The organism is Streptomyces geranii (assembly GCF_002954775.1).
GTDB lineage: Bacteria > Actinomycetota > Actinomycetes > Streptomycetales > Streptomycetaceae > Streptomyces > Streptomyces geranii.
On record NZ_PJME01000019.1, the window covers coordinates 95,218 to 108,313 of the forward strand.

The following is a 13,096-nucleotide window of genomic DNA, read 5'->3' on the forward strand; positions in this document are numbered from 1 at the left end:
CTGTCCAGGGCTCGGGCGGTTGATCCGCCCGGGGCGGGGGCTTACGACCCGCCCCTGCCGGGGCCTCTCGGGTGGGGGAACTTCTCGATCGGTTACGTCCGGCAGGGACGGGAATTCAGGGGCCGGCTGGGACCGTGGAGACCACAACGCCGATCACGAAGCCGCACAAGGCGCCGATCAGCACGATCGGAAGCAGGCCGTGTAGTGCGCCAGTCGACTCACAGGACGGCGTGTCACGGCTTCCACCAAGCTCGCCATGGCCGGGCGATGATCTCCCGGTAGGTGTGGTGCGACGGATTGCGGCCGCCGTGCCCGAACACCCAGTCCTGCGGTTCGGCGAAGTCGATGCTGGGTCGGGAGGTCTCGCCGCAGACGGCGCATTGCATCGCGTATGTGGTCGGCTCCGCATCCGGCTCCCGGTCGGGCTGGATGGTCCACTCCATGTGGCGGATGACTGCGCGGGTATTCACCGGCCTGCCTCTTCGAACTCGGTCTGTCTGCGACAGGTGCCGGAGGGCTCCTCCTGCCCGGCGAGGACGTAGGGATGGGACAGTGCGGCGCGGAGGGTGTCGACGTCTGTGAGGGTGCTGTCGTCGGGCAGCTCGCACCAGCCGCCGAACCAGTCGTCCATCAGCTCAAGGCCAGGGGCTACCAGCCAAGAGTTGCTGGAGAGATGCCGCACGGGCAGGTCGTCCCAACTGCCGAGGGTGCCGGTCCTGATCGCGTAGTAGAGACGTTCGTTGGGCTTGTCGTACAGCACAGGGCCGATCGTCGCGCCGGTGGCGCGGAGGTGAGCCAAGGCTAGGAGGCCGATGTCCGCGGGGATCCGTACGAGGTCCCAGCAGTCGCCGACTTGGAGCAGGCGCAGTCCGGGCACACCGTTGACCATGAGGGCGCTCCGCAGCGCTTCGCGTAGGAACATCACGTGCCTCCTTGCCGTTGGAGGTTGGAACTTGCGCCGAGTGAAGGCGAAGGACCAGTGGTGACCCTGGTGGAACGGACCACGATCAGACGGGTACCGGTCGCGGTTATCCGCCGCTTCCGCTCGTTGGCGGTGCGCTTGGGGCCGAGGTGGCTGAGGACGGGGATCACGGTGCCGTAGGTGTCGGGGAGTTCCAGGGCGTCGAGGAGGCCGACGAAGGCGGGGGAGCAGACGGTCACGGTCGACTCGCGGTCGGTGAAGACCCCGGACAGGGTCAGTTCGTGCCGTCGGCAGTACTCGGTGAGGCAGTCGACCAACGCCGCGTGTCGGGCACGTCCACCGGTGACGTGGCGTATGTAGCCGAAGACGTGTGGGCCGGTGACCGGGCGGCGTTCCGTGATGGGTTCCTCGTCCATGCCCATAGCGTCGGCCAGCGCGAGCGGCCTCGAAATGACCTGCTGTTGTACTTCCGTTGCACTTCTCGCCCTGCGCCGTCACAGAGGGTGCTTACATACGTGACGGAGGGGAGGTAATCCGTGGTCAGCGTGCAGCAGCAATGGACAGGCCGGGAGGCGAGCGCTCTGCGCGCTGCCCTGCGTATGAGCACGCGCGCCTTCGCCGAGCACCTGGGCGTCGCCCTGCGTACGGTGGCCAAGTGGGAGAGCCTGCGCGCCGAAACGCAGCCGCGGCCCGATACGCAGGCGATCCTCGACACCGCGCTCGCTCGTGCCGATGCTGCCGCCCATGCCCGGTTCGAGGCGGTGCTGTGCCCGGAGCGAAAGAGCGCGAGGTCGGCGGACTACGAGACCTGGACCGAGGACATCGAGCGGGCCGTGGTCTGCGTCAGCCGCCAGAACTTCTCCTTCGCCTCCACCTTGTTGAACCGCTGGCTGGGGAGTCACGACCCACACCGCCTGGAGGACAAGGGCCTTTATCTGTACGGCCGTTCACTCGTGCTCCTCGGTGACCTTCAGCGGGACCAGGGCGCGATCCTCGGCCCGCTCTCCGCCCTTCACTCCTACCGGACCGCCCGTGGCATGTTCACCGAACTCGACATCCCGCGCCGGGTGGCACAGATCGAGCTGTCCCTCGCTGTCGTACAGGAGATGTCCGGCCAACTCGAAGCCTCCGCCCGCCACTACGAACTCCTCGCCACCGACGAGCGCCTGAGCCCTCGCGACCGCGCCAGGGCCCAGCTCTGGGTGGGTACGGCCCTGAGTAAGGAAGGCAACAACGAGTACGCCACCAATGTGATGGCGGACGCCACTCGAGTGTTCGAGGACCTGGGCGAGCCGGAGGACTGGTCGGTCGCCCACCAGAAGATGGCCCTGGCCCACCGCGGTGCAGGGGACCTGAAGCAGGCCCTGCACTACATCGACATCGCGCGAACCACCGGCACGGTCGACTCTCCGATGCAGCGGGTGCGGTTGGACACCGCGTACGGGCACATCCTTCTGTCGGATGCGGCGACCCGGAATGATGGGCTGTCCGTCCTCGATCAGGCGGCACAAGTGGCTCAGCAGTTCGGGCTGAGCCACCAGCTGCGCAGCATCGAGGGCATCCGTAGAGGCCAGCAGGGATGAGCCAGGGAGTGCACGTGCCGGAGCACCAGCAGCGTCAGATCACCGACGAGCAGTTCCACGATGCGACGTTGATCTGGAACTACCACCAGATGGGCCACGAGCAGCGGTCCTGCTCGGCGGCGATCGGCCTGGGCAGCCACGACCTGGGGGTGGCCACGGCGGCAGCCGACCTCTACCGTGCCGGGCTCTTTCCCGTCGTGGTGTTCAGCGGCGGCAACAGCCCCACCACCCGAGCCCGCTTCCCGCGCGGCGAGGCCGTCCACTACCGCGAGCATGCGCTCGCCCTGGGCGTTCCGGACGAGGCGATCCTGGTGGAACCGAAGGCGGCGAACACCGGCCAGAACATCACCTTCTCCCGCGAGCTGCTGGCCGACGCCGGCGTGGAGGTGCAGTCGCTTCTGCTGATCTCCAAGCCGTACATGGAGCGCCGCTCGTACGCGACCTGCCGCAACTTGTGGCCGGAGGTAGAGGTGGTCTGTGCCTCCGAGCCGCTTGAGTTGGACGACTACATCAAGTCCATCGGCGACGAGAAGCTCGTTGTCGACATGCTTGTCGGTGACCTGCAACGGGTGATCGAGTACCCGAAGCTCGGTTTCGCCGTCGAGCAGGACGTACCGGGGGATGTGTATGACGCGTACGAGCGCCTCTTGGGCGCCGGCTTCGACAGCCGCCTCATCAGCACCTGAGTCACGGCGAGTCGGTCCGTCGGGTGGGGTGTGCGCGATTCATCAACCGAATCTGTTTCCACGGCTGTCCACATTGGCGAAGCTCTTTGCCGCCGACCGCTGGATAGTCCTCGACGATGTGCAGTTCGCCCGGCGCGACTACCAGCATCGAGCCCGTCTCGCCGCCTTGGACGATCCTGGTCGGCAGCAGTGGCTCACGCTCCCGACGCACCTTCCCCACGGGCGCGCGACGAGGATCAGCCAGGCTCGGCTCGTCGATCCCCGCCGCTCGCGACGGACGGTCGAACTGCTCGTGCGCCAGTACTACGGCCACAGCCGCTACTGGGATGCCGCGCGTGAGGTCCTGGACGCGGTCTTGTGCATGCTCGACACCACAGACCGCGTGGCCGACCTCACGAGAGCATCGACAATCGCCCTGCTCACCGCTCTTGGCTGGTCAGGAGAAGTGCTGCTCAGCAGTGAGATTCCGACCCGTCAAGGCCGGTCCGAGCGCCTTGCCGATCTCGCGGCAGCCACCCGCAGTACCCACTATCTGTGCGGCACTGGCGGGCTGCGCTACCTCGACGCTGATCCGTTCGATGCCCGCAGCATCCCGGTGCTGCCTTTCCGTACACCTGTGGATGCGGATGATCCGCTCTGGCAGTGGGCCCGGAGGACCAGCAGCCTCTGGGCCTTGAGCAAGATCGGTCCCGAGGCGTTGGCGAACAGGCTGGCTGTCCAACGAGAAGCTCGCTTCCTTGCAGCCCGGGCGTGACGAGGCTGAACAACTCGGACAAGAGGCCCTTCCTGTGTGTCGCTGAGCACGGTTGCCCAGGACGTCTCACTCAAGCCGAGGCGGAAGAAGGCGGCGGTACGCCGAAGGCTCAGGGCACGTCAGCACCCCCGCCGAAACCCATGTGCCCTCAATGTGCCCTGGCCGCCTGACGGCCCCTCCGGGGACATGAAGAAGGCGAGGCCCGAAGACCCCGCCCACCACCCACGAACCCTCAGCTCACGGCCACACCAGGCAATAAGGCTGATGCCCCGCCTCATGCAACCGATGGCTGAAGTCCTGCCACTCATGCAGCAGTTGATACACATTGAACGCATCCCGAGGCCCACCCCGGTCCGGCACCGTCGACCAGATGAAGGCCGCCGCTCCCACCGCTTCCTCCCCGATCCCCCGCAGGGGGTCGACGACGGTCATCGGAAGCTTCACCACCGCGTAGTCGGGGTGCAGGACGACCAGTTCCAGTGGCGGCACCTTGTGGAGAGGGACGCCCTCGATGCCCGTGAGGACCATCGCGGCCATCGTCTCGGGCTTGATCTTGGTGAACATGCCGTTCATGCCGAGTTCGTCGCCGCCGAGTTCCTCGGGGCGCATCGAGATCGGGACGCGGGCTGCCGTGGCGCCGTCCGGCGCCCCGAAGTATTTGTACGTCACCCCCACCCGACCACCATTCCCACTCGCCGCCCGGAGCCGCTCGACCCTCCGGTCGACGCTCTCGGGCACACCGTTCGATCCAGGTCCCGATCCCGATCCTGGACCCGATCCTGAACCTGAACCGGGTCCTGACGCAGGACCCAACCCCTGTCCCTGTCCCTGCCGTGCCGCTTCTGCCGCTGCCGCCGCTTCCTCCACGTCGCGTCGGTGCCTTCCCCGCCGGGCACGCCGAGGACCCAGGTCGTCAGTCCCCTCGCCCAGTCCGCCACCGCGATGCATATCTCCACCCGACTGCTTTTCTAGGACGCGCGAACCCCTCCGCGCAACCCGATCATCGTGTCAGTGACCTCCCCCACGTCCGCCCGCCGAAACGTGCGTTGAAACACCTGTCCGCAGGATCTTCGCAGCCTCTGAACACCGTCGTCCGCTCATCGTGCACCCATCGTTCGTATGTACGGGCCGATGGGCCGTGTGTCTCTGAGTGTCCCTGTGTGTGTCCGGTCCCAGTTTCGCAGACGGGTGGGGCCGACGGGCCGCTGTCCGGCCGCCTACCCTGAGGGGGTCACTGGCAACCGGAGTCCGAGAAGTCGGAGAAGTCGCAGGTCATGAGCGAAACGTCTAGCGGGGCAGCCGACGGAACGGCGAGCGGGTTGCCCTATCCATATGAAGCGCCCGTCTCTCAGGGCCTCTTCGACCGTGCGACGGTCGTCACACCCGGCGGCGTCAACTCGCCGGTGCGTGCCTTCCGAGCCGTGGGCGGTACGCCCCGGTTCATGGTCTCGGGGCGTGGCCCATATCTCACCGACGCCGACGGCCGCGAATACGTCGACCTCGTCTGTTCCTGGGGGCCGATGATCCTCGGCCACTCCCGCCCCGAGGTCATCGCCGCCGTCCAGGACGCCGTCTCGCGCGGCACCTCCTTCGGTACGCCGGGGGAGGGCGAGGTCGCCCTCGCCGAGGAGATGGTCGACCGCATCGACCCCCTTGAGCAGGTGCGGCTCGTCTCCAGCGGGACCGAGGCCACGATGTCCGCCATCCGCCTCGCCCGCGGGTTCACCCGGCGCTCCAAGGTCATCAAGTTCGCCGGGTGCTACCACGGTCACGTCGATTCGCTGCTCGCCGCCGCCGGGTCCGGTGTGGCCACGTTCGCGTTGCCCGACACCCCCGGCGTCACCGGCGCCCAGGCCGGCGACACCATCGTCCTGCCCTACAACGACCTCGACGCCGTCCACGCCGCCTTCGCCGCCCACCCCGGCGAGATCGCCTGCCTCATCACCGAGGCCTCCCCGGGCAACATGGGCGTCGTGCCGCCCCTCCCCGGCTTCAACCAAGGGTTGAAAGACGCCTGCGCCGCCAATGGCGCGCTCTACGTCTCCGATGAGGTCATGACCGGGTTCCGTACCAGTCGTGGTGGGTGGTTCGGGATTGATGGTGTACGGCCGGATCTCATGACCTTCGGGAAGGTCATGGGCGGTGGTTTTCCCGCCGCCGCCTTCGGTGGGCGGGCCGAGGTCATGGCTCACCTCGCCCCCGCCGGGCCCGTCTACCAGGCCGGCACCCTCTCCGGTAACCCCGTCGCCACCGCCGCCGGGCTCGCCCAGCTGCGGCTGCTCGACGAGGCGGCCTACGTCACCGTCGACGCCGTCTCGGCGCAACTCCGAGCACTCGTCAGTGACGCGCTGAGCAAGGAAGGCGTCGCGCACACCGTGCAGAACGCCTCCAACATGTTCTCCGTCTTCTTCACCGACCGGCCGGTGCGCGACTACGAGGGCGCCAAGGCACAGGAGTCCTTCCGCTTCACCGCCTTCTTCCACTCCATGCTGGCGAGCGGCGTCTATCTCCCGCCCTCGTCCTTCGAGTCCTGGTTCGTCTCCACCGCGCACGACGACCGGGCCATCCAGAAAATCGCCGACGCCCTCCCGGCGGCGGCCCGTGCGGCAGCGGAGGCCACGGCAGCATGACCGACAGCAGCAACCGGAGCACCGGCTCCAACGAGTCCGACATCACCGTCGTCCATCTCATGCGGCACGGTGAAGTCGCCAACCCCGACGGGGTGTTGTACGGGCGGCTCGCCGGCTACCACCTCTCCGACCTCGGCCGCCGTATGGCCGACCGCGTCGCCGAGCACCTCGCCTCCCGCGATGTCACGTACGTCTGCGCCTCCCCGCTGGAGCGCGCCCAGGAGACCGCGACCCCCATCGCCAAGGCGCACGGGCTCGACCTCGCCTCCGACGGGCGGCTCATCGAGGCCGACAACGTCTTCCAGGGCAAGACCTTCGGCGTCGGCGACGGCGCGCTCAAGCGGCCCGAGAACTGGAAGCACCTGGTCAACCCGTTCAAGCCGTCCTGGGGAGAGCCGTACGTCGACCAGGTCGTCCGCATGATGGGGGCGCTGGACGCCGCCAAGGACGCCGCCCGTGGGCACGAGGCCGTGCTCGTCAGCCACCAGCTGCCGATCTGGATCGTGCGCTCGTACGTCGAGAAGCGGCGGCTCTGGCACGACCCCCGCAAGCGGCAGTGCACCCTCGCCTCCCTCACCACCTTCACCTACCGCGGCGACAAGATCGTGTCCGTCGGCTACAGCGAGCCCGCCCGCGATCTCGTCCCCGCCCATCTCCTCGCCGGCGCCAAGCCGGTGAAGGGGAAGGACAAAGCTTTCGGGGCGTAGTGACACAACTGTTGCAATTGTTCCGGAATCCATGAAAACGCGGGGAACCTCCTCATTCGTCGTGCCCTCTGACTGGGTGACCACCAGCGGGTACGACGAATGGGGACCACATGCACCGCTTCAGCCGACGAGGCGCTCTCGGCCTCGGCCTCGGGGCCGCCGCGGCTCTCGGCACCGCCGGCTGCGGGACCGTACTGGGAGACGGGTCGGACGGGTCCGGAGGTTCCGGTAACGACCGGCCTTCCGGCAAGCCGTCGCCCAAGGCCACCCCGACCCCCACCGTCAAGCCCATCGGCGACGGCTCCACCTCCTTCACCGGCAAGCAGCCCCACCAGCCCGCCAAGCCCGTGCCGCTGGAACCCGGCCAGACCCCGCCCCAGTTCGTGATCTTCTCCTGGGACGGGGCCGGTGAAGTCGGCAACGGCCTCTTCCCCCGCTTCCTCGACCTCGCCAAGGCCCACGGCGCCCACATGACCTTCTTCCTCTCCGGGCTCTACCTCCTCCCCGAGTCGCAGAAGCGCAAGTACCTCCCGCCGAACAACCGCCCCGGCGCCTCCGACATCGGCTACCTCACCGACGAGCACGTCAAGGCGACCCTCACCAACGTCCGGCAGGCCTGGCTCGACGGCCACGAGATAGGCACCCACTTCAACGGCCACTTCTGCTCCGGCTACGGCACCGTCGCCAACTGGACGCCCCAGCAGTGGCGCAGCGAGATAGAGCAGGCCAAGGGGTTCGTGAAGGAGTGGCGGACCAACACCGGGTGGACCGACCTTCCCGCCCTTCCCTTCGACTACGAGAAGGAGCTGATCGGCGGGCGTACGCCCTGTCTGCTCGGGCAGAACAACCTGCTGCCCACCGCCCGCGCCCTCGGCTGGCGCTACGACGCCTCCTCGCCCGGCGGACGACAGGTGTGGCCGGCGAAGACGGACGGCGTCTGGGACCTGCCCCTCCAGGCGATACCTTTCCCCGGCCGTTCGTTCGAGGTCCTCTCCATGGACTACAACATCCTCGCCAACCAGTCGATCAACTCGACCAACGCCCCCGCCTACAACTACCCGGCCTGGCGCGAGCAGGCGTCCGGCGCCTACATCGCCGGTTTCCGGCGGGCGTACGAGACGAACCGTGCCCCCTTCTTCGTCGGCAACCACTTCGAGCACTGGAACGGCGGCATCTACATGGACGCCGTCGAGGAAGCCCTCAAGCACATCGCGCGGGAGAAGGAGAAGGGTGAGGACATCAGGCTCGTCTCCTTCCGGCAGTTCGTCGACTGGCTGGACGTACAGAAGCCCGAGGTGCTGGAGAAGCTGCGGACCCTCGACGTCGGACAGCCGCCGGTCGGCGGCTGGAACGGCTTCCTCGCCGCGACACCGCAGACACCGCAGACGCCCACCGGTACCGCCACGACAGCCGCGTGACCAGCCTGAAAGGGCGTCTGAAATGCGGGTTTCCGCCCGCAAGGGGGGTGCGCAAGATCCTCGGAACGGACATGCGAAACTTTTCACATGAGTGCCGCCAGCCGCGCCCCCCTCTCCTCGAACCTCTCCGCGAACCGTTCCCGTGGCCAAGTCCGTAGCCGCCGGGCCATGGTGCTCACCACCACGGCCGTCGCGTCCGCGCTGCTGCTGACCGCGTGCGGTTCCGGCGGTACGTCCGGGGGCTCGGGCGACACCAACTTCATCACCGGGACCGACGGCATCGCGACCGTCGCCAAGGGCGAGCGGGCCGCCGCCCCCGACCTCTCCGGCCCGACCATCGACGGCAAACAGCTCGACGTCGCCGACTACAAGGGCAAGGTCGTCGTCATCAACGTGTGGGGTTCCTGGTGCGGGCCCTGCCGGCTCGAAGCCAAGAACTTCGTCGCCGTCTCCGCCGATCTCAAGGACCAGGGCGTCCAGTTCGTCGGCATCAACACCCGCGACACCAGCACCGGTCCGGCGGTCGCCTTCGAGAAGCAGTACGGCGTCACGTACCCGAGTCTCTACGACCCCACCGGCAAGCTGATGCTCCGCTTCAAGAAGGGCACGCTCAACCCGCAGGCCATCCCCTCCACCCTGGTCATCGACCGGGACGGGAAGATCGCCGCCCGGACGCTCCAGGCGCTCAGCGAGGACAACCTCCGCAAGATGCTCAAGCCCGTCCTCGCGGAGAAGTGACGTGTCCGGCGCGATCACGGAGCTGACCGGTGTGCTCACGCTCGCCGCCTCCGTCCCCGAGGCCAACAAGACCGTCATGGACGGCGCCCTGATACTGGCCCTCCCCATCGCCCTGCTCGGCGGCCTCGTCTCCTTCTTCTCGCCCTGCGTGCTGCCCCTCGTACCGGGCTATCTGTCGTACGTCACCGGCGTGACCGGCACCGATCTCGGCGAGGCCCGCCGGGGGCGGATGGTCGCGGGGGCCTCGCTCTTCGTGCTCGGGTTCACCGCCGTGTTCGTGTCGACCGGCGCCCTGTTCGGGTACTTCGGGCAGACGCTGCAGGAGCACCAGAGCGTGCTGTCCAAGGTGCTCGGCGTGCTCATGATCCTCATGGGCGTCTTCTTCATGGGCATGATGCCCTGGCTCACCCAGCGCGAGTTCAGGTTCCACAAGAAGCCGGTCAGCGGGCTGGTCGGCGCCCCCGTCCTCGGCGCGCTGTTCGGCATCGGCTGGACGCCCTGCATCGGCCCGACCCTCGCCTCCGTCAACACCCTCGCCTTCAACGAGGCCAGCGCCGGGCGCGGGGCCATACTGACCGTCGCCTACTGCATCGGCCTCGGTGTCCCCTTCGTGCTCGCCGCGGTCGCCTTCCGCAAGGCGCTCGGTGCCTTCGGGTGGGTCAAGCGCCACTATGTCTGGGTCATGCGCATCGGCGGCTCGATGATGATCCTGACCGGTGTGCTGCTCCTTACCGGCGCGTGGGACCGTCTGGTGCAGGAGATGCAGACCTGGTCCAACGGCTTCACTGTGGGGATCTGATCCATGAGCAACACCGACACCAGCACCGGCAGGACGAGCGACGAGCAGGAACTCGGCGCCGCCGCCTCCCAGCTCTCCACCGCCCCCCAGGAGGACGCGCCGAACCTGCCCCCCGCCCTCGGTGTCATCGGCTGGGCCCGCTGGTTCTGGCGGCAGCTCACCTCGATGCGGGTCGCGCTGCTGCTGCTCTTCCTGCTGTCGCTCGGGGCGATCCCCGGCTCGCTGATCCCGCAGTCGGGGACCGACGAGACCAAGGTCGCCGACTTCATGAAGCGGCACGACGTCCTCGGCCCGCTCTACGACAAGCTCGGGCTGTTCCACGTGTACAGCTCGGTGTGGTTCTCGTCGATCTACATCCTGCTCTTCATCTCCCTCATCGGCTGCATCGTGCCCCGCACCTGGCAGTTCGTCGGCCAGCTGCGCGGCCGTCCGCCGGGCGCCCCCCGCCGGCTGACCCGGCTGCCCGCCTACACGACGTGGCGTACGGAGACCGAGCCCGAGCAGGTGCGCGAGGCAGCCCTCGTACTGCTGAGGAAGCGGCGTTTCCGGGCACATGTCACTGGGGACGCGGTCGCCGCCGAGAAGGGCTATCTGCGGGAGGTCGGCAACCTCGCCTTCCACATCGCGCTGATCGTGATGCTGACCTCCTTCGCCTGGGGCCAGCTGTACAAGTCCGAGGGCAACAAGCTGATCCTCGAAGGTGACGGCTTCTCCAACACCCTCACCCAGTACGACGACTTCAAGTCGGGCACCCTCTTCGACACCGACGATCTCGACCCTTTCTCCTTCAACCTGAAGGACTTCAAGGGCACGTACGAGACGACCGGCCCCAACCGCGGTACCCCGCGCACCTACGAGGCCGACGTCAGCTACAGCGTCGGCGCGTACGGCAAGGACAAGAAGCGGACCATCAAGGTCAACGAGCCGCTGGTCATCGGCGACTCGAAGGTCTACCTCACCGCCCATGGTTACGCGCCTGTCATCACCGTCCGCGACGGCAAGGGCAAGGTCGTCTACAGCCAGCCCGTCGCCCTGCTGCCGCTCGACTCCAACGTCACCTCCTCCGGTGCCATCAAGGTCATGGACGGCTACCGCGACGCCAAGGGCGTCGCCGAACAGCTCGGTTTCCAGGCCTTCTTCCTGCCGACCTACGTGCCCGGCAACGAACTCGCCTCGCAGTTCCCGGCGTTGGACAACCCGGTGCTCAACCTCATCGGCTACCACGGCGACCTGGGCGTCAACGCGGGCATCCCGCAGAGCGTGTACCAGCTCGACAAGAGCCACATGAAGGTCTTCAAGGACGCCAAGGGCGCGGAGGTACGGGAGAACCTGAAGCCCGGCGAGACGATGACCCTGCCGAACGGCGCCGGCTCGGTCACCTACGAGGGCACCCAGGAGTGGGCCAACTTCCAGGTCACCCGCCAGCCCGCCGCAGGCTGGGCGCTCGGCGGCGCGATCGTCGCCATCTTCGGCCTCGCCGGTTCCCTCTTCATCCAGCGCCGCCGGGTGTGGGTGCGGGCGGTGCGCGGCTCCGACGGCATCACCGTCGTCGAGCTGGGCGGCCTCGGCCGCAGCGAGTCCGCCAAGGTGCCCGAGGAACTCGGCGACCTCGCCGGAATCCTGTACGACCAGGCGCCCGGCGCCCCCGAGACCCCTGTTTCCGACACCCCCGACCCCACTGCCGTACCTGCCGAATCCGAAGGGGCTGAGAAGTAAATGCAATCTCTCGCCGCCGCGACCAACGAGAACCTCGCGAACCTCAGCAACACGCTGATCTACTCCGCGATGGCCGTCTACACCCTGGCCTTCTTCACCTACATCGCCGAGTGGACCTTCGGCAGCCGCAGCAAGATCAGCCGTACGGCCGCCGCGCTCACCGCGAAGCCCGCCGCCGGGGCGAAGGCGCCGGAGGTGACCGTCAAGAACGCCGGCGGGACCGCCGTACTGGAGCGGCCGAAGGTCGTCGTCCGGGCCGCGGCCGGGGCCCGGGACGTGCCGGACGGGCCCGGCGCGCACGGGGGTGACGTGCAGGGCGACCTGTACGGGCGGATCGCCGTGTCGCTCACGGTGCTGGCGTTCCTGATCGAGTTCGCCGGGGTGCTGGCCCGCGCGCTGTCCGTGCAGCGGGCGCCGTGGGGCAACATGTACGAGTTCAACCTGACCTTCTCCACCACGGCCGTCGGCGTCTACCTCGTCTTCCTCGCCCTGAAGAAGGACATCCGCTGGCTGGGCCTGCCCCTGGTGACGTCGGTCCTCCTGGACCTCGGTCTCGCGGTCACCGTCCTGTACACCGCGAGCGACCAGCTCGTGCCGGCCCTCCACTCGTACTGGCTGTACATCCACGTCTCCACGGCGATCCTGTGCGGCGCCGTCTTCTACGTGGGCGCGGTCGCCACGATCCTGTACCTCTTCAAGGACTCGTACGAGAACAAGCTCGCGTCCGGCGGCAAGCCCGGCACCTTCGCCACCTCCGTCATGGAGCGCCTGCCCGCCTCGGCCTCGCTCGACAAGTTCTCGTACCGGATCAACGCGGCCGTCTTCCCGCTGTGGACGTTCACGATCATCGCGGGCGCGATCTGGGCGGGCGACGCCTGGGGCCGCTACTGGGGCTGGGACCCGAAGGAGACCTGGGCGTTCATCACCTGGGTCGCCTACGCCACCTACCTGCACGCCCGCGCCACGGCCGGCTGGAAGGGCCGCAAGGCCGCCTACATCGCGCTGATCGCGTTCGCGTGCTTCCTCTTCAACTACTACGGCGTCAACATCTTCGTCAGCGGCAAGCACTCGTACGCCGGAGTCTGAGCCGTAACGCAACTCCCTTGTCCCGAAGGCCGGTTCCCGTGACCCACGTCACGGGAA

General features: G+C 67.9%; 14 protein-coding genes. 10 read left to right on the forward strand and 4 right to left on the reverse strand.

Going from position 1 to position 13,096, the window contains the following annotated elements; all coding sequences use genetic code 11:
• Positions 1-233: 233 nt before the first annotated feature.
• Genes CW359_RS24605 through CW359_RS24615 form a run of 3 tightly spaced genes read right to left on the reverse strand, consistent with a single transcriptional unit; the run spans position 234 to position 1,338 of the window.
• Entirely contained in the window at positions 234-470 is a 237-nt protein-coding gene (locus CW359_RS24605) for a DUF7848 domain-containing protein (protein WP_456300558.1), read from the reverse strand.
• Complete coding sequence (locus tag CW359_RS24610) at positions 467-922, reverse strand: hypothetical protein (protein ID WP_105972280.1); 456 nt, start codon at positions 920-922, stop codon at positions 467-469. The genes CW359_RS24605 and CW359_RS24610 overlap by 4 nt, the downstream gene beginning before the upstream one ends.
• Positions 922-1,338: a hypothetical protein gene (locus CW359_RS24615; RefSeq protein WP_232838577.1), complete on the reverse strand. Its 417-nt coding sequence runs from the start codon at positions 1,336-1,338 to the stop codon at positions 922-924. Before CW359_RS24615 ends, CW359_RS24610 begins: the two co-directional genes overlap by 1 nt.
• Positions 1,339-1,458: 120 nt before the next feature.
• On the opposite strand from CW359_RS24615, the gene CW359_RS24620 reads away from it, so the two are divergent.
• From CW359_RS24620 to CW359_RS24630, 3 genes are read left to right on the forward strand one after another with little or no spacing between them, the layout of a single operon-like run.
• Positions 1,459-2,505 carry a helix-turn-helix domain-containing protein gene (locus CW359_RS24620; protein ID WP_105972282.1) on the forward strand — a complete coding sequence of 349 codons (1,047 nt, stop codon included), beginning with the start codon at positions 1,459-1,461 and terminating at the stop codon, positions 2,503-2,505.
• Positions 2,502-3,191, forward strand: coding sequence for a YdcF family protein (locus tag CW359_RS24625; protein WP_105972283.1), 690 nt, complete (start codon positions 2,502-2,504; stop codon positions 3,189-3,191). The genes CW359_RS24620 and CW359_RS24625 overlap by 4 nt, the downstream gene beginning before the upstream one ends.
• Positions 3,192-3,219: 28 nt before the next feature.
• Positions 3,220-3,945, forward strand: coding sequence for a WbqC family protein (locus tag CW359_RS24630; protein ID WP_105972284.1), 726 nt, complete (start codon positions 3,220-3,222; stop codon positions 3,943-3,945).
• Positions 3,946-4,182: 237 nt separating this feature from the next.
• Here the strand turns inward: CW359_RS24630 and CW359_RS24635 are convergent, their stop codons facing one another.
• Positions 4,183-4,620: a hypothetical protein gene (locus CW359_RS24635; protein ID WP_003974483.1), complete on the reverse strand. Its 438-nt coding sequence runs from the start codon at positions 4,618-4,620 to the stop codon at positions 4,183-4,185.
• A 599-nt stretch (positions 4,621-5,219) separates the two neighbouring features.
• Between CW359_RS24635 and hemL the strand changes: the two genes are divergently transcribed.
• The 7 genes from hemL (at position 5,220) to ccsB (ending at position 13,039) form a co-directional block, all read left to right on the forward strand.
• The gene (gene hemL, locus CW359_RS24640; RefSeq protein WP_105972285.1) at positions 5,220-6,575 is read left to right on the forward strand and encodes a glutamate-1-semialdehyde 2,1-aminomutase; all 1,356 of its coding nucleotides are present in this window, start codon (positions 5,220-5,222) and stop codon (positions 6,573-6,575) included.
• A complete protein-coding gene (locus CW359_RS24645; RefSeq protein WP_105972286.1) occupies positions 6,572-7,282 on the forward strand; it encodes a histidine phosphatase family protein in 711 nt (236 codons plus the stop codon). The genes hemL and CW359_RS24645 overlap by 4 nt, the downstream gene beginning before the upstream one ends.
• A 110-nt stretch (positions 7,283-7,392) precedes the next feature.
• On the forward strand, positions 7,393-8,700 hold the full coding sequence (locus CW359_RS24650; protein WP_105972287.1) for a polysaccharide deacetylase family protein: 1,308 nt from the start codon (positions 7,393-7,395) through the stop codon (positions 8,698-8,700).
• Positions 8,701-8,787: 87 nt separating this feature from the next.
• The gene (locus CW359_RS24655; RefSeq protein WP_105972288.1) at positions 8,788-9,438 is read left to right on the forward strand and encodes a TlpA family protein disulfide reductase; all 651 of its coding nucleotides are present in this window, start codon (positions 8,788-8,790) and stop codon (positions 9,436-9,438) included.
• 22 nt (positions 9,439-9,460) lie between these two features.
• On the forward strand, positions 9,461-10,237 hold the full coding sequence (locus CW359_RS24660; RefSeq protein WP_408647513.1) for a cytochrome c biogenesis CcdA family protein: 777 nt from the start codon (positions 9,461-9,463) through the stop codon (positions 10,235-10,237).
• A gap of 3 nt (positions 10,238-10,240) precedes the next feature.
• The gene (gene resB / locus CW359_RS24665; RefSeq protein WP_105972289.1) at positions 10,241-11,953 is read left to right on the forward strand and encodes a cytochrome c biogenesis protein ResB; all 1,713 of its coding nucleotides are present in this window, start codon (positions 10,241-10,243) and stop codon (positions 11,951-11,953) included.
• A complete protein-coding gene (ccsB, locus tag CW359_RS24670) occupies positions 11,954-13,039 on the forward strand; it encodes a c-type cytochrome biogenesis protein CcsB (protein WP_105972290.1) in 1,086 nt (361 codons plus the stop codon).
• The last annotated feature ends 57 nt before the right edge of the window (positions 13,040-13,096 follow it).